Raw genomic sequence first — 20,015 nt, forward strand, 5'->3', positions numbered from 1 at the left:
GCTCTTTAAAAATAAATCTAGAATTAACGTTGACGTATTGTCTTGTTTTGTTCAGTTTTCAAGGTTCAATGTGTAAGTGCTTCGTTTGAAGCGACCTTATTAATTTACCACATATCATCATGTGATGTCAACTGTTTTTTTAAATTATTTAGTGGTGTTTCTTCTAAATAATTGATTGTGTTTCAGCGACGTTTATTACTATATCAAGTTTTTGAATAAGGGTCAATACATTTTGTAAACTTTTTTAATAAATTATTTCAAGGACATTACTTCTTTTACATCCGACTCTCATTATGCAAGGGACACTATCGTTGACCGACATATTTTCCCTCTGAAATGATTGTAGCTCCCGCTTCTCAGTAAAACAGGAGCATATATGCCCTCAATAGGTCTCTTTCTTGGCTGTCGTCTTCATATATTTCAAACATTCCTTCTGACTCGCAAATCGTTTAAAAAGGGAAAATAAGATTTTATATCGTTCATCCATTGCTCTCTTAACAATATGATCAATTCGGGAATCTTTTAGATCAAATAGGATTTCATCCATTTCTCTTTTTAATAAATACTCTATTTCCTGTTTTTCTCTATCATTAATCATTAACCCCAGCAAGTATGTCACCCCTTTATGTTTGTATTTGTAGTTTTTTCCATTAAGTGAAATTTATAATCATTTTTTCATCAGATAGATATTTTTTCCGGGGACATGCATATCTTTAATAAAGATAGACGGTTGAACGGAGGGATGATTCTGTGAATACGTTTCACACAGTGAACGCTAAGAAATTAAAGCAAATTAGTCTGATCATCGTGATCTCTTTCTTTACTGCTTTGTTTGTATATAGCAGTAACCTCTCTACCCTTTCCGTATTTGGTACGAAGGATGGTCCGAAAGCGATTTACAAAGGGGAAAAGGGAATAGCGATGACCTTTAACATTGGTTGGGGAGATGAAAAGGCCAAGCCTATTCTTGAGGAATTGAAAAAGATGAATGTTACATCCGCTACTTTCTTTCTTTCCGGAGCCTGGGCTGAACGTCATCCTGACTTGGTGGAACAAATCGTGAAGCAGGGATATGAAATCGGAAATCTCGGCTATGCTTATTCCGACTATACGGAGATGGAACCGAGTAAGATTAAGCAGGATATATTGAAAGCTGATACCGTCTTTAAGAAACTGAATGTAAAGGATGTAAAATTATTACGGGTACCAACCGGTCATTTGAACAAAGAAACGTTAAAGGTAGCCGATTCTCTAGGCTTAACAGTCGTCCACTGGAGTGTGGACTCCAAGGATTGGACAAATCCCGGCGTGGAAGAAATCACCCAGAATGTAAGCAAGGCTAAAAAAGGGGACATCGTCCTCCTCCATGCATCAGATTCTGCTAAACAGACGAAGGAAGCCTTGCCGTCTATTGTAAATGAGCTAAAAAGGAAAGGTAACTTCATTACAGTGTCCGATATGATCTCCAACGGGGATGCGAAATCATCCTTAATACAATAAAAATATCCCGACAGATGATCTATGTTCATCTGCGGGATTTTTTCAGCTCTTAGCCGTTTGCTTTCGTTCTCTTTCTATTTGGGATCTCTCTATATACTTAGGAAGGCGTAACAGCTGGAATGCGTTACAGACAAGTAAAGCAAGCAGCATTAGATACAGCCATTTCACCGAATTCACCAATAATACCGGCAGCCATTCGAGTGTCGTCACTACAATCATAAAAAATAGAGCTGATACAAATGTGTTGGTCTTAGCTTCTGATTGCCGGTTCTTCACATATGCCACGATAAGCCCCACCGCTAAAATCCCAAAGCCAAGAAGAATATAAGGGGTGTATGATTCACCCTCTACAGCAAATGCCCTGAACCGGAAGTAAATCAAATCAAACAGCACAAGGGCAATCAGTACCAGTTGAACAGGATTCCACAAACTCTTAAACATCCCCATACCGAATTGATGGATGGTCAAGTAAGCAAAGTACCCCATTTGACTGATCACACTGAATGTGAATCCGACAAATATGAACCAAAGTAAACTTGATAATATGCCAATCACGTCGCCGTCTTGGAAATATGGTCCGAACTGATCCCATCTAATGAGAAGGGCGGCCACACCTGTTACGGCTCCACCGATTACTAACGTATGAATAAATAAACGAATCCAATTGCGGATGGTCACTTCTATTTTCCCCCATATAAAAAAATATACACTCATTTGATTGTATCAACGCTTGTTTAAAAAATCCAGATTCCAATTTTCCCTGTGCATATTTTTCTCTTTATTTCTCATATTAAAGGTAAGGGAATTTGTATGGAAGGAGCCTACCCATGAAAAAATATTCCTTTCTTTTTCTTCTGACCTTCCTTCTTCTATCCGCTTGTGGCGGTGGTGGAGAAACAGGCAGTGGCAAAATGGATTATGAAGAAACCAAGAAAATGGTTGTCGATATATTAAAGACCGACGATGGAAAAAAAGCCATCCAGGATGTCATGTCGGATGAAAAAATGAAATCTGAGCTCATTATGGATCAGAAAGTCGTTACGGATACCATTTCCAAAACGCTGACATCCGACAAAGGAACAGAGTTCTGGAAAAAATCCTTCGAGGATCCGAAGTTTGCAGAAGCCATGGCCAAAAGCATGAAATCGGGTAACGAAAAATTACTCAAAGATTTGATGAAAGATCCTGAATATCAAGGAATGATGATGGACCTTATGAAGGATCCTGAATACAAAAAAGAACTTACCGAGGTACTAAAAAGTCAGGAGTACAAAGGATATCTGCAAAAAGTCATCACCGAAACATTCGAAAGCCCACTATTTAAGGCGAAACTTCAGGATGTTCTATTGAAGGCCGCAGGAGAAATGAAGAATGGGGGGAAGAGTGAAGGCGGCGGAAGTGAATCCTCCTCTTCTGGTGATAGTCAGGGAAGTTCCGGAGACTCCGGAGGCTCCGGCAGCGGAGGCGGCGGGCAATAAGATTGGTGACCGCTTATTTGATCCTGGTATTTCAAAAGGACAAATGCAGTTTCTGCATTTGTCCTTTTTATCTGTTTCCCTATGATAGCTTTTCAATCACTTTATGTGCAATTTCGCCATATATCTGACCCAGCCGGTGATCTTCTGCATAAATTGAAGGAGCAAAATCTTCTTCATTCCAGTCCGGCTGCTGAAGCGGAAGCTTACCTAATAAGTCTGTGCGGAGTTCTTCTGTAAGCTTCTCCCCTCCGCCTTGACCGAATACGAATTCCTTCTCTCCGGTCAGTTTGCTTTCAAAATAAGACATGTTTTCGACTACCCCTAGAATATCATGATCCGTTTGAAGGGCCATTGCACCTGCGCGAGCCGCTACGAAAGCTGCTGTTGGATGCGGCGTCGTCACAATGATCTCCTTACAATGGGGAAGCATTGTATGAAGGTCTAGGGCTACGTCTCCAGTCCCTGGAGGCAGGTCCAGAAGTAGATAGTCTAAATCGCCCCACTCGACTTCAGAAAAGAAGTTATTGAGCATTTTCCCAAGCATCGGTCCTCTCCAGATGACCGGGGCATTGTCTTCTACGAAGAATCCCATGGAGATGACCTTTACACCGAATCGTTCTACCGGAATAATCCTCTCACCCCTAACGACTGGACGTTTCACGATTCCCATCATATCAGGTACGCTAAAGCCATAAATGTCGGCATCCACCAGCCCCACTTTTTTGCCTTGACGGGCTAAAGACACGGCCAGGTTGACGGAAACGGTTGATTTTCCGACTCCGCCTTTTCCGCTGGCAATCGCAATAAACGTTGTCTTACTTGCAGGGGATAATAAATCCGTGCCTTCTCCACCCGCTCCTCTATGCTTCTCAAGCTCCTCTTCCGGAAGCTCTGTGAATCGGATTCCTACAGATTCCGCTCCGTTCTCTTTTAACACTTGGACGATCTGCTGCTGAAACTGCATCTGCTCACCTGTACCAGTCTTCGCAATGGCGATCTTTACACTGACATGGTTCTTTTCTTCTTTTACCGAAACCTCTACAACTCCATTCGTTTCTAGTAACGTTTTATTTAAAAAAGGATCTTTTAATCCAAATAATAGCTCGCGTGTCTGTTGTTCCGTTAACATGAATAACCACCCTTTATTTATGTATTCGTTTTCAACTTTCTGTGTTCAGTATAACATATTCTCCATTGAATGAATGCTCAAAAGGTTTTGAATGCTTTTGTTGAATAATAAAATACAGCGCTATTTGTAAAGGTTGTTGTTATGCTTTCCCCTAATCAAATGCTCTGTCATTTAGTGTGCCAGAAGTTGATGGGAACTGTTAGCCTTCCCACGGACCTTCGCCCAGGCAACCTCACCAATTAGACGGAATCATTCCGCTTAATTGGTCAAAAGAATTTAAAAATACTGAAATAAGGGGGAATATTCCGCCTATTGGCTCAAAGAATGCAAAAATGGGTGATTTTTTTGTGCATAACCGGAAAATCTCCGTTTATTACTTCAACATTACGTTCCATTCTGAATGTAGCAGGAAAATCTCCGCTTATTTTACGTCGCTGGTTATTCTATAGAGGGCAAGACCCTTAAATTTTTGTACTCCTAACAAAGAAACTCGCCGTATTCATTTCGGCGAGTTCTCCTTATATATATCAATAACTAACGGTTTAGTTATTCCTCATCAGATTCTTTTTTGTCTTTGTCGTCCAAGGTCAGATAATTGAGCACTCCCTGATACACAGAAGCAGCTATTTTCTGCTGGTAATCCTCTTTTAAAAGCTTTGCCCGCTCGCCTGGATTGGATAGGAACCCAATCTCCACCAGGGCACCGGATTTTTCCGCGTGTTTTAGGATGTAGACATTTTGAAGACCTTTGGCTTCTCTTGTCGTGTTTTCTAAATTACGAGTCAGTTCCCCTTGAATGGCTTTAGCGAGAGCTTTGTTTTCTTCATACTTAGGATTATAAAAAGTTTGGGCCCCGCTCCATTTCGGAGAAGGAATCGAGTTCAGGTGTATGCTCAGAAACATATCCGCCTCTGACTCATTGATCAAGCTGAGTCTTTTCTTTAAATCCTCCACTTTCCGTCGGCTATATCCTCTCGTATCCTCATCTGCCAGATCTTCATCCTTCTCACGCGTCAGGATCACGAGAGCTCCTTGTTCTTGCAGATAATCCCTTATCATCAAAGATACATTTAGAGCAATATCCTTTTCCAGGGCTTTCTCATCTCCCGCTCCTCCATCCGGTCCACCATGCCCTGGATCTATATAAATGATTTTACCCGATAGGGGAAGATTCCAAGAGTCCCATGTATCCTTGTCTAAAATCTTATATTGAATGATGAATAATAGAATAGCCAGTGCAGAAATTACCCCGATAACCTTAAGTTTCTGAACCATCCCAGTCCTCCTATTTCCAGTCTTAACCACGGAAAAGAACTCCCGTTGCCTTTACTAAAAAATATGGGACAAGAATGGGATTTAGAACTGAAATTAATTCAAACGCAGTTTGTGACGCTTGATACCTTTTTCATATCCTTCAGACCACCATGCTTCAACGAAGTGTTCACAGCAAAAGTAAAAGGACTCATCCACCTGATTGGAGACACCCATTTCAGACCAATACAGCCAAAAATTATATAAGGTATCGATAAAATGCTTCATTTCTTCCTCGCAGCGCTTTTTGACTAAATCCGCCCCTTCGCCAGAGTAACCAAACTTACTGACCTTCCCACCAAGGAGATAGGCTTCTATCGCTACATCAAAACATGCCTCATCAAAACCCTCCTGCATAAATACGCCGCCTTGAACCTTTATATATCCAAAATGCCGCCTCACACTCTCCTGCAGCATCTTAATCGAAATTTCTTTCAGTAACGTTCTTTCCGTCTTAATTTGCTTTTCTCTTCTCTTTGTATTGAAAGTTGTAATAACGTTCAAATCATCCACCCCTTTGAACGTATTTTCCTACCCAACACCGTACTTCATTCGAGTAACTGTTACCAATTTTTTGAGGGACGGACCTCTATAATCAGCCTTCGAGAGGATTTAGTTTCTTGGTATAAAAGGATTTTGGTACAGATTTCCGGGGGAAATGGAGGTCCGTCCCTCAAGATGAGATTTCCTCAACCCAATAAAAAAAGCCCAGCCGACAGAATCGGCTGAGCTTTTGTGTGAAATAATAATTAACGCTTAGAGAATTGTGGCGCGCGACGTGCACCTTTAAGACCGTATTTTTTACGCTCTTTCATACGAGAGTCACGAGTTAATAATCCAGCGCGTTTTAGAGATCCACGGTATTCAGGGTCTGCTTGTAATAAAGCACGAGCGATTCCGTGACGGATCGCACCAGCTTGACCAGCATAGCCTCCACCATTAACGTTTACTAAAACGTCATAGTTACCAAGAGTTTCAGTTGCAACTAGTGGTTGCTTAATTACTTCTCTTAGTGCTGCGAATGGGATATAAACTTCTACTTCACGATCATTGATAACAATGTTTCCGTTACCTGGTACTAAACGTACACGAGCTACTGAGCTCTTACGACGACCAGTTCCGTAATATTGAACTTGAGCCAAGATAATAACCTCCTCTTATTAATTATCCACGAAGTTCGTAAACTTCAGGTTGTTGTGCTTGATGCGGATGCTCTGCTCCAGCATATACATGTAATTTCTTGAACATTTGACGACCTAGAGAACCTTTTGGAAGCATACCTTTAATAGTAAGTTCAAGCATTTTCTCTGAGTAGTTTGTACGCATTTCTAATGCTGTACGTTGTTTTAAACCACCTGGGTGATTTGTGTGACGGTAGTAGATCTTGTCCGTTAACTTCTTCCCAGTTAGTTCAATTTTTGAAGCATTAAGAATGATTACATGATCACCAGTGTCAACATGTGGTGTGAATGTTGGTTTGTGTTTTCCGCGTAGAATTGAAGCAACTTCACTGGATAGACGTCCAAGAGTTTTACCTTCAGCATCTACAACGAACCATTTACGATCGATTTGATTGGCTTTTGCCATATACGTTGTACGCATGATTTAACCTCCTATTTAATGAATCCGTAGTATTTATTTTCTAATCACAATAAGTTTCCGGGGCTTATCGTGGGGTTAATAACATACCATATGCTATATTATCTTGTTCCCAGTCTATTGTCAAGAGAATGTTACACCAGGATTAGTTGTTTTAGTGTTTTTTTTGAAACTTGATGATCAATTATAATGCATGTTCAAGATTTTCACTGTGAAAACTGTTATTCTGAATATAGATAGCGGCCGTTGATTTCCTCTCCAGGTGCTCGCTTTCGGCGGGACGTAAGTTGAGCAACTTCCGCTACAATCAACAAAAGGATGCTTACTAACCACTCTTTCAAAATGCTAAACACCGGCTAAATCTCATCAGCACCATAATCCACCTTCCACAAATACAATCCATGTGGCGGCGCAGTCTTGCCTGCCTGATTACGATCCCGTGCTTCCAGTATTCGGGGTACCTCCTTCACAGATATATTCCCAGAACCTACCTCCAACAAAGTACCTACCAGAATCCTCACCATATTATACAAAAATCCATTTCCCACAAATGAAAAAATGATGTCTTCTCCATGCTGATAAATTCCGATCTGGTGGATCGTCCTTACTTTGTCTTCTACTTCTGTCTTAGCAGAGCAGAAACTGGTGAAATCATGTTCACCGATGAGATATCTTGAAGCTCGCTCCATATCCTTTACAGAAAGCGGGATGGGATAGTGTAGGGAAAAGTGACGATTAAATGGACTTCTTGATTCTCCTGAATAGACCCTGTAACGGTACTCCTTCTTCTTCACTGAAAACCTTGAGTGGAAGTCAGCAGATACGAAAGTGGCGTCTTTCACCGTCACTTCATCGGGTAACCTCGTATTCAGTACGACCGGCCATTTCCCCTCAGGAATGGACAGGGGTGTATCAAAATGAAAAACCTGGCCGTTCGCATGGACTCCGGCATCTGTACGTCCAGAACCACTGATTCGGATTCTCTCACCCTTATGGATTGTCGACAAAACGTCTTCTAGAACACCCTGGACGGTCCGCTCTCTCGGCTGTACCTGATAACCATGAAAAGACGTCCCATCATAGGCGATAGTACACTTCACTCTTTGCATTCGCTACACTCCCGTTATCCTCTGAAAATGATCAATACAGCCGTCAGGAGGGCAAGGACAATTAACGCTCCCGTATCCTTCTTATGCCAGGATAACAGGCGGTATTTCGTCCGGCCTTCTCCTCCCTGATATCCTCTTGCTTCCATGGCGGTTGCCAGGTCCTCAGCCCTTTTAAAGGCACTGACGAAAAGAGGGATCAATAGAGGAATGATGGCCTTGATCCGGTCCTTAATGGGTCCCGATGAAAACTCGGCACCCCTTGCAATCTGGGCTTTCATGATTTTATCCGTTTCTTCCATCAAAGTCGGAATAAAACGTAGGGAAATCGACATCATCAGTGCCAGTTCATGAACTGGAAACTTCACTTTTTTCAATGGATTCAAAAGTGTTTCAAGTCCATCCGTAATCGTGATGGGTGAAGTTGTCAGAGTTAATAAAGATGTAACAAGAATAAGATAAAAAAATCGTAAAGAGATAAAAACCCCTTGCCTTAACCCCTCTTCATGAACAGTTAATACTCCCAAATCAAGAATGACCGGTCCTTCCTTCGTAAAAAACACATGTAAAAAGAACGTAAACAGAATCAGCCAAAGAATGGGCTTCAGTCCTCCGATGATAAATCGGATGGATAAATTGGATAGAATGAGTGCGCTAAACGTAAAAAGACCGAGCAGTGCATACGTAACAGCATTATTCGCCAGGAATACGACGCATATAAACCCGAATATAAATAATAACTTGGCCCTCGGATCCATTTGGTGAAGGATGGATTTCGCCGGTACATAACGACCGAAAATCATTTTTTCCATCATAGGTCTTCACCTCCATCCCTAATTCCACGGATGGCTGCAGCCAATTCATCTATCGTTAAACAAGTCTTCGGAAGTTTCTTCCCTGACCTCTGTTCAAACTGATACTGAAAACGAACGACGTCTGGAACATCCAACCCCATTTCAAACAGTTCATCGGCATCTGAGAAGATCTCTCTGGGACTTCCTTTTCTTTTTAGACGTCCCTTTTGCATGATCACGATCTCTTCTGCATAATGAGCCGCATCTTCCATGCTATGGGTGACAAGAATCGTCGTCAGTCCTTTTTCCTTATGAAGGGAATAGAACATGTCCATGATCTCCCGTTGCCCTCTCGGATCAAGCCCTGCCGTCGGCTCATCCAGCACAATGACCTCGGGATTCATGGCCAGTACACCTGCAATGGCGACCCGTCTCATTTGCCCCCCTGACAAATCAAATGGGGATTTCTGTAACACATCCTCTGACAAACCCACTTTCACGATCAGTTCTTTGGCTCTTCGTATCGCTTCTTCCTCCGACACCCCAAAGTTCATGGGTCCATAGCATATATCCTTAAGGACGGTCTCCTCAAACAGCTGATGTTCCGGAAATTGAAAGACGATGCCTACCTTCTGTCTGACCGGCTTTAAGTTCTTCGTCTTTTGCTTTGCCTTGATTTCGTGCTCTCCTACTTGGACCAGTCCCTCTGTAGGTTTTAGTAACCCGTTTAAATGCTGCAACAGTGTAGACTTTCCTGAACCGGTATGACCGATCACCGCGAGAAACTGACCTGTGGGGATCGAGAGATTAATATCTTCAAGGGCAAGTTTTTCGAATGGAGTGTTGAATGAATATCGGTATTCTACCTGTTGAAATGTGATTTGCATAATTCATCCACCAACTCTTCTTCTGTAAAATAAGTTTTAGACAAGGATATACCCGCTTCTTTCAAAGCTCCGGCAAGCTTTATGGTAAATGGAGAGTCCAAACCAAGCTTTATCAGCTCGTCCTTCAGAAGGAAAATATCTTCTGGAATCCCTTCCTTAAAGACCATCCCTTGATTTAAGACAATCATTCGATCTGCCTTTGTTGCTTCCTCCAGGTCATGGGTTATGGAAATCACCGTTAAGTTCTCTTCCTCTTTCAACTTTCGTACTGTTTCAAGGACCTCTTGCCTTCCTTTTGGATCAAGCATCGATGTTGCTTCATCTAAGATGATGATCGATGGCTGCAGGGCTACAACGCCTGCAATTGCTACGCGCTGCTTCTGACCACCTGATAAATGGTGCGGCTCTTGATCAAGAAAATCTTCCATATGGACGCTTTTTAAAGCATCATTCACCCTCTGTACCATCGATTCATGCGGTACCCCATGGTTTTCTAACCCAAAAGCCACATCATCTTCCACTGTAGCACCGACAAACTGATTATCGGGATTCTGAAAAACCATACCCAGCTTTGAACGGATGTCCCAAATAGAGTTTTCAGCAAGAGTGATTCCATCCACCGTTACAAGTCCCTTCTCCGGGAAGTGAAGACCATTCAGCATTTTAGCTAAGGTGGATTTCCCTGAACCATTATGACCGACAATCGCCAGCCACTCACCTTGATTAACCGTCAGGCTAATGCCTTTAAGGGCGTAGGTTTCCTGATCCGGGTATCTGAAATACACATCGTCAACTTTAATGATTTCCTTCAATTCTGTAACCTCCTCTACGCTATCCTTACTCAGCTCTGCTAAAACCTTTGCATATAAAAAAAAGCCTGCACCCCGACCAAAGAAAAGAAAGTCTTTTCTTGTTCATCCACTGAACAGCTTCTATAAATATAGAAGTTGGAAGGGGTGCACGAGCTAGACGAGTCAGACAGCGCTGCTCATCGTAACGCTCTGCTTTTCATCACATGCACTTATACAAAAAGGGCAAAGAAGCAGTTAAGGATTAACTGTCCCGCCCTTAATGTTAGAAGTCACGAATTATTAAACTAATTCGATGATTGCCATTGGAGCACCGTCACCACGGCGAGGACCAACCTTCATAATGCGAGTATATCCGCCTTGACGCTCTGTGTAACGAGGAGCGATGTCAGAGAATAACTTTTGTAGAGCATCTTGGTTGTTTTCAGCGTTTGCAACTTCTTTACGAATGAATGCACCAGCTTGACGACGCGCGTGAATGTCACCACGTTTACCGAGTGTGATCATTTTTTCCACAACTGAACGAAGCTCTTTCGCACGTGTTTCAGTTGTTTCGATGCGCTCGTTAATGATTAGGTCTGTAGCTAAATCACGTAGCATTGCTTTACGTTGAGCACTGGTACGTCCTAACTTTCTGTAAGCCATTAAGGGTTCCCTCCTTTGTTGAGTCTATATATGAAAGAAGATGTTATCAGTCGTCTTTACGTAAACCGAGTCCAAGGTCTTCAAGTTTAACTTTAACCTCTTCAAGGGATTTACGTCCTAGGTTACGCACTTTCATCATATCTTCTTCAGTCTTGTTAGCAAGCTCTTGAACAGTATTGATTCCAGCACGCTTCAGGCAGTTATAAGAACGAACAGAAAGATCTAATTCTTCGATGGTCATCTCAAGAACTTTTTCTTTTTGGTCTTCTTCTTTTTCTACCATGATTTCAGCATTCTGCGCTTCATCTGTAAGGCCAACGAAAATATTTAAGTGTTCTGTTAGAATCTTAGCACCTAAAGAAATTGCTTCTTTCGGTCCAATACTTCCATCAGTCCATACATCAAGAGAAAGTTTATCGTAGTTCGTCATTTGACCAACACGAGTATTTTCTATTTGATAGTTAACGCGTGAAACTGGAGTGTAAATAGAATCGATTGGGATCACGCCAATAGGAAGATCCTCACGTTTGTTTTGGTCTGCTGGTCTGTACCCACGACCACGGGATGCACTTAAACGCACACGGAAGTGACCACTCTTAGATAACGTTGCAATGTGTAAATCAGGATTTAACACTTCAACATCACTATCATGAGTAATATCCGCAGCCGTTACGACTCCTTCACCCTGCACATCAATCTCCAGCGTTTTTTCTTCATCAGAGTAGATTTTCAACGCTAACTTCTTGATATTCAAAATGATGGATGTGACATCCTCTACGACGCCTTCAATTGTTGAAAACTCATGCAGTACTCCATCTATTTGAATAGATGTGACAGCAGCACCTGGGAGTGACGATAATAGGATACGACGTAAGGAGTTACCCAAAGTTGTACCATATCCACGCTCAAGTGGTTCTACGACGAACTTTCCATATGTGGCATCATCGCTGATCTCAACCGTTTCAATTTTTGGCTTTTCAATTTCGATCATTAATATTTACCCTCCTTCAAAACGTCGAAACTTCGGGCTAAATAAGATAAAGTCCGAAATTCCCCATGTTTACGTTCCCTATTGTGCACCAACAACTGGTTACTTTTCTGAATGAACGTATCTTGTATCATATCCCATTATAGACAACGATACAAAATTTATACAGAAAATTAAACGCGGCGACGTTTTGGTGGACGGCATCCATTATGAGGAACTGGAGTAACGTCTCTGATTGCAGTAACTTCTAGACCTGCTGCTTGAAGAGCACGGATAGCTGCTTCACGACCAGCACCAGGACCTTTAACTGTTACTTCAAGAGTTTTAAGACCGTGTTCCTGAGAAGCTTTAGCTGCTGTTTCAGCTGCCATTTGCGCTGCGAATGGAGTGGATTTACGAGAACCTCTGAATCCTAGTGAACCTGCACTTGACCATGCAACAGCATTTCCGTGAACATCAGTAATAGTTACGATTGTGTTATTGAATGTAGAACGAATGTGTGCAATACCAGCTTCGATATTCTTTTTCACACGACGTTTACGAGTATTAGTTTTACGTGCCATACTAAGAAGTAACCTCCTTTACCTATTATTTTTTCTTGTTAGCTACAGTCTTACGAGGACCTTTACGTGTACGAGCATTGTTCTTCGTATGTTGTCCACGAACAGGTAGTCCACGACGGTGACGAAGACCGCGGTATGAACCGATTTCCATAAGACGTTTGATGTTTAGTGATACTTCACGACGAAGATCACCTTCTACTTTTAATTTATCAACGATATCACGAATCTTTCCTAGTTCGTCGTCAGTTAGATCGCGAACGCGAGTATCCTCAGATACACCAGCTTCAGATAAGATTTTCGCTGCAGTATTTTTACCAATACCGTAGATGTATGTTAATGAAATGACAACACGTTTGTCACGTGGAATGTCTACACCAGCAATACGTGCCATAGTGATAGCGCACCTCCTTTAAGATTAGCCTTGTTTTTGTTTGTGTTTAGGGTTTTCACAGATAACCATGACTTTACCTTTTCTGCGAATAACTTTACATTTTTCGCAGATCGGCTTAACAGATGGTCTAACTTTCATCTTATTCTAACCTCCTTAATAGTACGGAGTGCAATAGATTATTTATAACGATAAGTGATTCTACCACGAGTCAAGTCATACGGTGATAATTCTACTGTTACCTTGTCTCCAGGTAGGATTCGAATGAAATGCATACGGATCTTTCCTGAAACATGTGCCAGTACTGTATGACCATTTTCTAATTCTACCTTAAACATCGCATTGGGCAAAGTCTCGGCGACCTTACCTTCAACTTCAATTACATCATCCTTAGCCATCGAACATGTCTCCCTTCTTCTCATCATTTAACACTTCGTTAACAAACTTTGAAACAGCATAACGCAGTTTACCGTTCGTTACTCTGCCTGATTCTATAATACTGTTTTGAACTTCTGGAGAAACATAGTCACACAAGTGAAGATGAGCGATGTTCTTTCGCTTGGCGCGATCAAACTTTCGTCTATCCCCATCCGCTATGAGTACAAAACGTTCATCCAACTGCTGAACAACGACCGAGTAGCTTCCTGTTTCTCTCCCTTTGAGGGTTTGAACAATCTGGCCAATCCTCGGAGCCGTCGTATCTGACTCGATCAATCCAATCACCTTCACTTAGGCTTTCGTCAATATCTCATAGCCGTCTTCAGTAATTGCAATGGTGTGTTCAAAGTGCGCACACATTTTATCATCTACTGTGACGACTGTCCAGTTATCTGATAACGTTCTAACATATCGACTTCCTGCATTAACCATTGGTTCAATAGCCAGTACCATGCCAGGCTTTAGACGCGGACCTTTGTTGGGTGGTCCGTAATGAGGTATTTGCGGGTCCTCATGTAAGTCTTGACCAACTCCGTGTCCCACATACTCCCGAACGATCGAAAAGCCATTAGCCTCAACAAAAGTTTGTATACTATGAGAGATATTCGACAGACGCTCGCCTGGTTTCGCTTCTTTCAGTCCAAGGAATAATGATTCCTCTGTTACATCCAGAAGCTTCTGGGTTTCATCATCTATTGTTCCAACTGGATATGTCCAAGCTGAGTCACCGTGATAACCGTTATATTTAGCACCGATATCGATACTGATTATATCGCCATCCTTCAATACCCGATCGCCTGGAATTCCATGTACCAACTCATTGTTGACTGAAGCACAGATGCTGCCACGAAACCCATTATACCCTTTAAAAGATGGAATTGCATCATGTTTACGAATGAATTTTTCAGCAATTGCATCCAATTCTTTCGTTGTTATTCCCGGAGAAATATACTTTTGCAATTCCGCATGAGTCAATGCAACGATCTTACCAGCATGCCGCATAATCTCAATCTCTCTCGGAGTTTTAGAAATGATCATTATGAAAGGCCTCCAAGTAGTTCATCAATGTCATCAAACACTCTATGGATGTCTTGTTGACCGTCAATGTTTTTCAGATAGCCTTTGTCTTCGTAGTAAGCCAATAGTGGCTGGGTTTGTTTGATGTTTACGTCCAAACGGTTTTGAACCGTTTCTTCGTTATCATCTGCGCGTTGATATAAGTCGCCGCCGCAGCGATCACAAACACCCTCTTCTGTTGGCGGGTTAAAGACAAGATGATAAGTAGCGCCGCACTCTTTACAGATTCTGCGACCTGTCAAGCGCTCCATCAAAATGTCCTTATCTACATTTATATTAATGACATAATTCATTTTCTTACCAAGATCAGCTAGGATGTTTTCAAGTGCTTCTGCCTGAGCAACCGTTCTCGGAAACCCATCCAGTAAGAAGCCTTTTTCACAGTCCGCTTTGCTTAATCGCTCACGTACGATGCCGATTGTCACTTCATCAGGAACAAGATCGCCATTATCCATGAATGATTTAGCCTTCAAGCCTAGTTCAGTACCTTCTTTAATAGCTGCACGGAACATATCGCCTGTAGAGATATGGGGGATACCATATTTATCTACGATTTTTTCAGCTTGAGTGCCTTTTCCTGCGCCTGGTAAGCCCATAAGAACTATATTCACTCGTACTCCCCCTAATTGTCTATAAAATGGTTTCAGGAACGAACTGTTCCCGAAAACCCTCTTATTTAATGAATCCTTTGTAGTGACGTTTCACTAACTGTGCCTCTAGTTGCTTCATCGTCTCAAGAGCGACACCTACTACGATCAGTAAGCTGGTTCCGCCGATTTGAGCTGCAGGAGGTAATCCTGCAAAGTTAATGAAGAATACTGGAAGGACTGAGATAACAGCTAAGAAGATGGCCCCAACAAATGTTAGACGATACAGAACGCGAGTGAGATACTCTTGTGTGGTTTTACCTGGACGAATACCAGGGATATATCCACCTTGTTTCTTCAAGTTTTCAGCCATTTGTTCTGGATTCACTTGAATGAAAGCATAGAAATACGTAAAGGCAATGATCAGAGCTACATAGATGATCATACCAACTGGTTTGGTGTAATCAAAAATGTACTGGATCGTACTGGTCACATCATTGTCTCCAAAGAAGGATGAAATGGTCTGTGGTGTGATAATAAAAGATATCGCAAAGATAACTGGAATAACACCCGCAGCATTTACCTTTAATGGTAGATGTGTTGATTGTCCACCAACCGGACTACGCCCCACTAAACGTTTTGCATATTGAATCGGAATTTTACGAAGTGCTTGTTGAATAAACACGACACCAACCACGATTGCAATAACCGCTAAAACAAGAAGTGCAAGAACCACTATGCGAAGGAAGAGCTGTTCGCCTGCTCCCTCGAGTTGTTGAGCATAGATTTGGTTGACAGTATTAGGGATCGCAGCGACGATACCTGCAAAGATCAGGATCGAAATACCATTCCCAACACCTTTAGCCGTGATTTGTTCACCCAACCACATAAGAAAAGCCGTACCAGCTGTTAGAACTAACGCTATTAGTAGGTACGTACTGACTCCCGGGGTTTGGATAAGCATTCCACCATAAATTCTATTGAAGCCGTAGGACATACCTAAAGCTTGGATGAAACCTAAGATAATAGTGAAATAACGTGTGAACTGAGCTAGTTTACGGCGTCCGACTTCACCCTGCTTAGACCACTCAGTAAACTTCGGGACAACATCCATTTGCAGGAGCTGTACAATGATCGAAGCTGTGATATAAGGCATGATTCCCATCGCGAAGATGGAGAAGTTCTTTAACGCACCGCCACCAAATGTATTCAGGAATCCAAGGATCCCTGCCTGGTCTTGCATTTTTAGTACATTAGCGTCTACGTTTGGTACCGGAATGAAGGTACCAAGACGAAAGACAATTAACATTAGAAGGGTGAAGATAATTTTGTTTCTTATATCACCCACGCGCATAAAATTGGAGACAGTTTGAAACATTAGATCACCTCGGATGTACCGCCAGCAGCTTCGATAGCTTCTTTAGCAGTGGTTGAGAATTTGTTTGCTTTTACTGTAAGCTTTTTCTCGATTGAACCTTTACCAAGAATCTTAATTCCTGCTTTTTCGTTTCTCACTACACCAGATTCTACAAGTAGAGCTGGAGTAACTTCTGTACCATCTTCGAAGCGATTCAATGCGTCAAGATTGACAATTGCATATTCTTTACGATTGATGTTCGTGAATCCACGTTTAGGTAGACGTTGGAACAATGGTGTTTGACCACCCTCGAAGCCAGGACGAGTTCCGCCACCTGAACGGGCGTTTTGTCCTTTATGACCTTTACCAGCAGTCTTTCCATTACCTGAACCAATACCACGTCCTACACGATTGCGGACTTTACGTGAACCTTCTGTAGGCTTTAACTCATGTAATTTCATGTCGGCACCTCCTTCTTTTTAAGCGTTAAGAATTATTTTTCAGTTACTGTAACAAGGTGAGCCACTTTGTTGATCATACCGCGGATTGCAGCATTATCTTGTTGCTCAACCGTTTGGTGCATTTTGCGAAGTCCCAAAGCTTCAACCGTTTTGCGTTGATCTTGAGGACGGCCAATGATGCTGCGAGTGAGGGTAATTTCTAGTTTGTTAGCCATCGTTATCCCTCCCTTAACCTAAAATCTCTTCCACTGATTTACCACGTAGTTTTGCAACGTCTTCAGCGGTCTTTAATTGTTTTAAACCTTCGATTGTAGCGCGAACCATATTAATTGGAGTGTTAGATCCTAAAGACTTAGATAGGATATCTTGAACACCAGCTAATTCAAGTACGGCACGAACAGGTCCACCGGCGATGATTCCTGTACCCGCAGAAGCAGGTTTGATCAGGATTTGACCAGCACCAAATCGTCCAGTTACTAAGTGAGGTGTTGTACCTTCAACCATAGGAACTTCAATTAGATTTTTCTTCGCATCTTCAATCGCTTTACGGATTGCTTCAGGTACTTCCTGAGCTTTACCAGTTCCGAAACCAACGTGGCCGTTTTTATCGCCCACTACTACAAGAGCAGCGAAACGGAAACGACGTCCACCTTTAACAACTTTCGCAACACGATTGATTGTAACTACGCGTTCTTCAAATTCTAGTTTACTTGGATCAATACGACGCATCTGGATTGTCCCTCCTTTTTTTATTAAAATTCTAAGCCGTTTTCACGAGCTGCTTCAGCCAAAGCTTTGATACGGCCATGATATAAATATCCACCACGGTCAAATACTACGGATTTTAATCCTTTTTCTACTGCACGTTTCGCAACTAGTTCTCCAACTTTCGCTGCTGCATCAGCAGTAGCAGATGAATCTAGATTGAAATCTTTATCTTGAGAAGATGCACTTACTAGAGTAACACCGTTCATATCATCGATAAGTTGAGCGTAGATATTTTTGTTAGAACGGAAAACGTTCAAACGAGGACGAGTTTCAGTTCCAGTAATTTTTGAACGGACACGAGCATGTCTTTTCTTACGTGTTTTGTTCTTATCTGGCTTAGTAATCACCTACGGTCACTCCTTTCTTTTGCCTACGCGGCATTATTTACCTGTTTTACCTTCTTTACGACGAACATATTCACCTTCGTAGCGAATACCTTTTCCTTTGTAAGGCTCAGGAGAGCGTACAGCACGAATGTTAGCAGCTAATGCCCCAACACGTTCTTTGTCGATACCTTTGATAGATATCTTTGTATTTGCTGGTACTTCGATCTCAATACCTTGTTCTGGTTCGATCTCAACTGGGTGAGAGTAACCAACGTTAAGTACAAGCTTCGTACCTTGTTTTTGAGCACGGTAACCTACACCGACTAGCTCAAGGTTTCTTTGGAATCCTTTAGACACACCTTCAACCATGTTCGCGATTAGGGCACGAGTTGTACCGTGTAACGCGCGGTGTTCTTTTGCATCAGAAGGACGAGTAACTGTTGCTACATTTCCTTCTAATTCTACTTTGATATCAGCATTGAATGTACGAGAAAGTTCCCCTTTAGGTCCCTTTACAGTTACAGTGTTATCTTCACCGACTGTAAGAGTAACGTCAGATGGAATTTCGACTGGTAGTTTTCCTACACGTGACATCCTGTTGCACCTCCATTCATATAAAAAATATTACCAAACGTAAGCTAGTACTTCTCCGCCTACTTGTTGAGCACGAGCTTCTTTATCCGTTAACACACCCGTAGAAGTAGAAACAAGTGCGATACCCAGACCGTTTAATACTTTAGGTACCTCTGTTGATTTTGCATATACACGTAAACCAGGTTTAGAGATACGCTTTAATCCAGTAATTACTCGTTCGTTGTTTGCTCCATATTTTAAGAAGATGCGGATAACACCTTGCTTGTTATCTTCTACATATTCTACGTCACGCACGAAACCTTCACGTTTGAGGATTTCAGCAATTTCTTTCTTGATGTTAGAAGCAGGAACTTCTAATCTTTCGTGACGAACCATATTCGCATTACGGATGCGAGTAAGCAAATCTGCAATTGGATCTGTCATTGTCATAATAATTTACCTCCTTCCCAATATGGGGTATTACCAACTAGCTTTCTTAACGCCAGGAATCTGACCCTTGTATGCGAGTTCACGGAAACAAATACGGCAAAGCTTGAATTTACGGATTACTGAATGAGGACGTCCGCAACGTTCGCAACGAGTATACGCTTGAACATTATGCTTTGGCGTGCGTTTTTGTTTCGCAATCATAGATTTTTTAGCCACATTTTCGCCTCCCTTATATAGCGATTACTTTTGGAATGGCATTCCGATTTGTGTCAATAATTCACGAGCTTCTTCGTCTGTGTTAGCAGTCGTTACGATTACGATATCCATACCACGTGCTTTAGACACTTTATCATAATCAATCTCAGGGAAAATCAATTGCTCTTTTACTCCTAATGTGTAGTTACCGCGACCGTCGAATGCTTTTTTAGAAACACCGCGGAAGTCACGCACACGAGGAAGTGAAACAGAAATTAATTTATCTAAGAACTGGTACATACGCTCTCCGCGAAGAGTAACTTTTGCACCGATTGGCATACCTTCACGAAGACGGAAGCCTGCGATAGATTTTTTAGCTTTTGTTACGACTGGTTTTTGACCAGTGATTTGAGTTAATTCATCAACAGCTACATCAAGAGCTTTTGAGTTTGAAACAGCATCACCGATACCCATGTTGACAACGATCTTTTCAACTTTAGGTACTTCCATTACTGATTTGTAATTGAATTTGCTCACTAGAGCTGGACTAATTTCTTGTTGAAATTTTTCTTTTAGGCGGTTCATT

General features: G+C 41.9%; 32 protein-coding genes. 2 read left to right on the plus strand and 30 right to left on the minus strand.

Annotation, left to right across the window (positions count from 1 at the left end; genetic code table 11):
• Positions 1-382: 382 nt before the first annotated feature.
• Positions 383-610, minus strand: coding sequence for a hypothetical protein (locus tag JI667_RS19070; protein WP_206857884.1), 228 nt, complete (start codon positions 608-610; stop codon positions 383-385).
• Positions 611-750: 140 nt separating this feature from the next.
• Between JI667_RS19070 and pdaB the strand changes: the two genes are divergently transcribed.
• Positions 751-1,500 (plus strand): polysaccharide deacetylase family sporulation protein PdaB, encoded by a 750-nt coding sequence (gene pdaB, locus JI667_RS19075; RefSeq protein ID WP_206857887.1) that lies wholly within the window; start codon positions 751-753, stop codon positions 1,498-1,500.
• Positions 1,501-1,542: 42 nt separating this feature from the next.
• Here pdaB and JI667_RS19080 read toward each other — a convergent pair whose 3' ends face one another.
• Positions 1,543-2,178 carry a KinB-signaling pathway activation protein gene (locus tag JI667_RS19080; protein ID WP_206857889.1) on the minus strand — a complete coding sequence of 212 codons (636 nt, stop codon included), beginning with the start codon at positions 2,176-2,178 and terminating at the stop codon, positions 1,543-1,545.
• 149 nt (positions 2,179-2,327) lie between these two features.
• On the opposite strand from JI667_RS19080, the gene gerD reads away from it, so the two are divergent.
• Positions 2,328-2,978 carry a spore germination lipoprotein GerD gene (gene gerD, locus JI667_RS19085; RefSeq protein ID WP_206857890.1) on the plus strand — a complete coding sequence of 217 codons (651 nt, stop codon included), beginning with the start codon at positions 2,328-2,330 and terminating at the stop codon, positions 2,976-2,978.
• A 79-nt stretch (positions 2,979-3,057) separates the two neighbouring features.
• Here the strand turns inward: gerD and JI667_RS19090 are convergent, their stop codons facing one another.
• The 28 genes from JI667_RS19090 to rplE all read right to left on the minus strand — a co-directional run bounded on the left by JI667_RS19090 (position 3,058) and on the right by rplE (position 20,014).
• The gene (locus tag JI667_RS19090; RefSeq protein ID WP_206857891.1) at positions 3,058-4,107 is read right to left on the minus strand and encodes an Mrp/NBP35 family ATP-binding protein; all 1,050 of its coding nucleotides are present in this window, start codon (positions 4,105-4,107) and stop codon (positions 3,058-3,060) included.
• Positions 4,108-4,653: 546 nt separating this feature from the next.
• Positions 4,654-5,382, minus strand: coding sequence for an N-acetylmuramoyl-L-alanine amidase CwlD (cwlD, locus tag JI667_RS19095; RefSeq protein ID WP_206857892.1), 729 nt, complete (start codon positions 5,380-5,382; stop codon positions 4,654-4,656).
• 93 nt (positions 5,383-5,475) lie between these two features.
• Positions 5,476-5,922, minus strand: coding sequence for a DUF2521 family protein (locus JI667_RS19100; protein WP_206857893.1), 447 nt, complete (start codon positions 5,920-5,922; stop codon positions 5,476-5,478).
• A 245-nt stretch (positions 5,923-6,167) separates the two neighbouring features.
• Entirely contained in the window at positions 6,168-6,560 is a 393-nt protein-coding gene (rpsI, locus tag JI667_RS19105) for a 30S ribosomal protein S9 (RefSeq protein ID WP_060674087.1), read from the minus strand.
• A gap of 22 nt (positions 6,561-6,582) precedes the next feature.
• On the minus strand, positions 6,583-7,020 hold the full coding sequence (gene rplM / locus JI667_RS19110; RefSeq protein ID WP_034765935.1) for a 50S ribosomal protein L13: 438 nt from the start codon (positions 7,018-7,020) through the stop codon (positions 6,583-6,585).
• Positions 7,021-7,238: 218 nt separating this feature from the next.
• The gene (locus JI667_RS23020; protein ID WP_280515516.1) at positions 7,239-7,370 is read right to left on the minus strand and encodes a hypothetical protein; all 132 of its coding nucleotides are present in this window, start codon (positions 7,368-7,370) and stop codon (positions 7,239-7,241) included.
• Between the two features lie 3 nt (positions 7,371-7,373).
• Positions 7,374-8,126 (minus strand): tRNA pseudouridine(38-40) synthase TruA, encoded by a 753-nt coding sequence (gene truA / locus JI667_RS19115; RefSeq protein WP_206857894.1) that lies wholly within the window; start codon positions 8,124-8,126, stop codon positions 7,374-7,376.
• 14 nt (positions 8,127-8,140) lie between these two features.
• Positions 8,141-8,938 carry an energy-coupling factor transporter transmembrane component T family protein gene (locus tag JI667_RS19120; protein ID WP_206857896.1) on the minus strand — a complete coding sequence of 266 codons (798 nt, stop codon included), beginning with the start codon at positions 8,936-8,938 and terminating at the stop codon, positions 8,141-8,143.
• Positions 8,935-9,804: an energy-coupling factor ABC transporter ATP-binding protein gene (locus JI667_RS19125; RefSeq protein ID WP_206857897.1), complete on the minus strand. Its 870-nt coding sequence runs from the start codon at positions 9,802-9,804 to the stop codon at positions 8,935-8,937. The genes JI667_RS19120 and JI667_RS19125 overlap by 4 nt, the downstream gene beginning before the upstream one ends.
• Positions 9,780-10,616: an energy-coupling factor ABC transporter ATP-binding protein gene (locus tag JI667_RS19130; protein WP_206857898.1), complete on the minus strand. Its 837-nt coding sequence runs from the start codon at positions 10,614-10,616 to the stop codon at positions 9,780-9,782. Before JI667_RS19130 ends, JI667_RS19125 begins: the two co-directional genes overlap by 25 nt.
• 279 nt (positions 10,617-10,895) lie before the next feature.
• The gene (rplQ, locus tag JI667_RS19135) at positions 10,896-11,258 is read right to left on the minus strand and encodes a 50S ribosomal protein L17 (protein WP_034765940.1); all 363 of its coding nucleotides are present in this window, start codon (positions 11,256-11,258) and stop codon (positions 10,896-10,898) included.
• Positions 11,259-11,304: 46 nt separating this feature from the next.
• Positions 11,305-12,249 (minus strand): DNA-directed RNA polymerase subunit alpha, encoded by a 945-nt coding sequence (locus JI667_RS19140; protein WP_034765941.1) that lies wholly within the window; start codon positions 12,247-12,249, stop codon positions 11,305-11,307.
• A 170-nt stretch (positions 12,250-12,419) separates the two neighbouring features.
• Positions 12,420-12,809 carry a 30S ribosomal protein S11 gene (gene rpsK / locus JI667_RS19145; RefSeq protein ID WP_032085294.1) on the minus strand — a complete coding sequence of 130 codons (390 nt, stop codon included), beginning with the start codon at positions 12,807-12,809 and terminating at the stop codon, positions 12,420-12,422.
• A 25-nt stretch (positions 12,810-12,834) separates the two neighbouring features.
• Positions 12,835-13,200: a 30S ribosomal protein S13 gene (gene rpsM / locus JI667_RS19150; RefSeq protein WP_034765943.1), complete on the minus strand. Its 366-nt coding sequence runs from the start codon at positions 13,198-13,200 to the stop codon at positions 12,835-12,837.
• A 24-nt stretch (positions 13,201-13,224) separates the two neighbouring features.
• A complete protein-coding gene (gene rpmJ, locus JI667_RS19155) occupies positions 13,225-13,338 on the minus strand; it encodes a 50S ribosomal protein L36 (RefSeq protein WP_003156543.1) in 114 nt (37 codons plus the stop codon).
• Between the two features lie 38 nt (positions 13,339-13,376).
• Positions 13,377-13,595, minus strand: coding sequence for a translation initiation factor IF-1 (infA, locus tag JI667_RS19160; protein ID WP_034765945.1), 219 nt, complete (start codon positions 13,593-13,595; stop codon positions 13,377-13,379).
• The gene (locus JI667_RS19165; protein WP_414635252.1) at positions 13,588-13,908 is read right to left on the minus strand and encodes an RNA-binding protein; all 321 of its coding nucleotides are present in this window, start codon (positions 13,906-13,908) and stop codon (positions 13,588-13,590) included. Before JI667_RS19165 ends, infA begins: the two co-directional genes overlap by 8 nt.
• Before the next feature lie 18 nt (positions 13,909-13,926).
• On the minus strand, positions 13,927-14,673 hold the full coding sequence (gene map, locus JI667_RS19170) for a type I methionyl aminopeptidase (protein WP_206857900.1): 747 nt from the start codon (positions 14,671-14,673) through the stop codon (positions 13,927-13,929).
• A complete protein-coding gene (locus tag JI667_RS19175; protein ID WP_206857901.1) occupies positions 14,673-15,323 on the minus strand; it encodes an adenylate kinase in 651 nt (216 codons plus the stop codon). The genes map and JI667_RS19175 overlap by 1 nt, the downstream gene beginning before the upstream one ends.
• A 61-nt stretch (positions 15,324-15,384) precedes the next feature.
• Complete coding sequence (gene secY / locus JI667_RS19180; protein ID WP_206857902.1) at positions 15,385-16,677, minus strand: preprotein translocase subunit SecY; 1,293 nt, start codon at positions 16,675-16,677, stop codon at positions 15,385-15,387.
• Positions 16,677-17,117, minus strand: coding sequence for a 50S ribosomal protein L15 (gene rplO / locus JI667_RS19185; protein WP_206857904.1), 441 nt, complete (start codon positions 17,115-17,117; stop codon positions 16,677-16,679). Before rplO ends, secY begins: the two co-directional genes overlap by 1 nt.
• Positions 17,118-17,149: 32 nt before the next feature.
• Positions 17,150-17,332, minus strand: a complete 183-nt coding sequence (gene rpmD / locus JI667_RS19190; RefSeq protein WP_034765956.1) for a 50S ribosomal protein L30 — start codon at positions 17,330-17,332, stop codon at positions 17,150-17,152.
• A 13-nt stretch (positions 17,333-17,345) separates the two neighbouring features.
• Positions 17,346-17,846, minus strand: coding sequence for a 30S ribosomal protein S5 (rpsE, locus tag JI667_RS19195; RefSeq protein WP_060674103.1), 501 nt, complete (start codon positions 17,844-17,846; stop codon positions 17,346-17,348).
• 23 nt (positions 17,847-17,869) lie between these two features.
• Positions 17,870-18,232 (minus strand): 50S ribosomal protein L18, encoded by a 363-nt coding sequence (rplR, locus tag JI667_RS19200; protein ID WP_201716422.1) that lies wholly within the window; start codon positions 18,230-18,232, stop codon positions 17,870-17,872.
• A gap of 33 nt (positions 18,233-18,265) precedes the next feature.
• Positions 18,266-18,805 (minus strand): 50S ribosomal protein L6, encoded by a 540-nt coding sequence (rplF, locus tag JI667_RS19205; RefSeq protein ID WP_098353387.1) that lies wholly within the window; start codon positions 18,803-18,805, stop codon positions 18,266-18,268.
• Between the two features lie 30 nt (positions 18,806-18,835).
• Positions 18,836-19,234, minus strand: a complete 399-nt coding sequence (gene rpsH / locus JI667_RS19210; RefSeq protein ID WP_034765964.1) for a 30S ribosomal protein S8 — start codon at positions 19,232-19,234, stop codon at positions 18,836-18,838.
• 30 nt (positions 19,235-19,264) lie between these two features.
• A complete protein-coding gene (locus JI667_RS19215; protein ID WP_010191505.1) occupies positions 19,265-19,450 on the minus strand; it encodes a type Z 30S ribosomal protein S14 in 186 nt (61 codons plus the stop codon).
• Between the two features lie 24 nt (positions 19,451-19,474).
• Entirely contained in the window at positions 19,475-20,014 is a 540-nt protein-coding gene (gene rplE, locus JI667_RS19220; RefSeq protein ID WP_206857905.1) for a 50S ribosomal protein L5, read from the minus strand.
• Position 20,015: the final 1 nt, after the last annotated feature.

Source organism: Bacillus sp. NTK074B (assembly GCF_017303375.1).
GTDB lineage: Bacteria > Bacillota > Bacilli > Bacillales > Bacillaceae_B > Rossellomorea.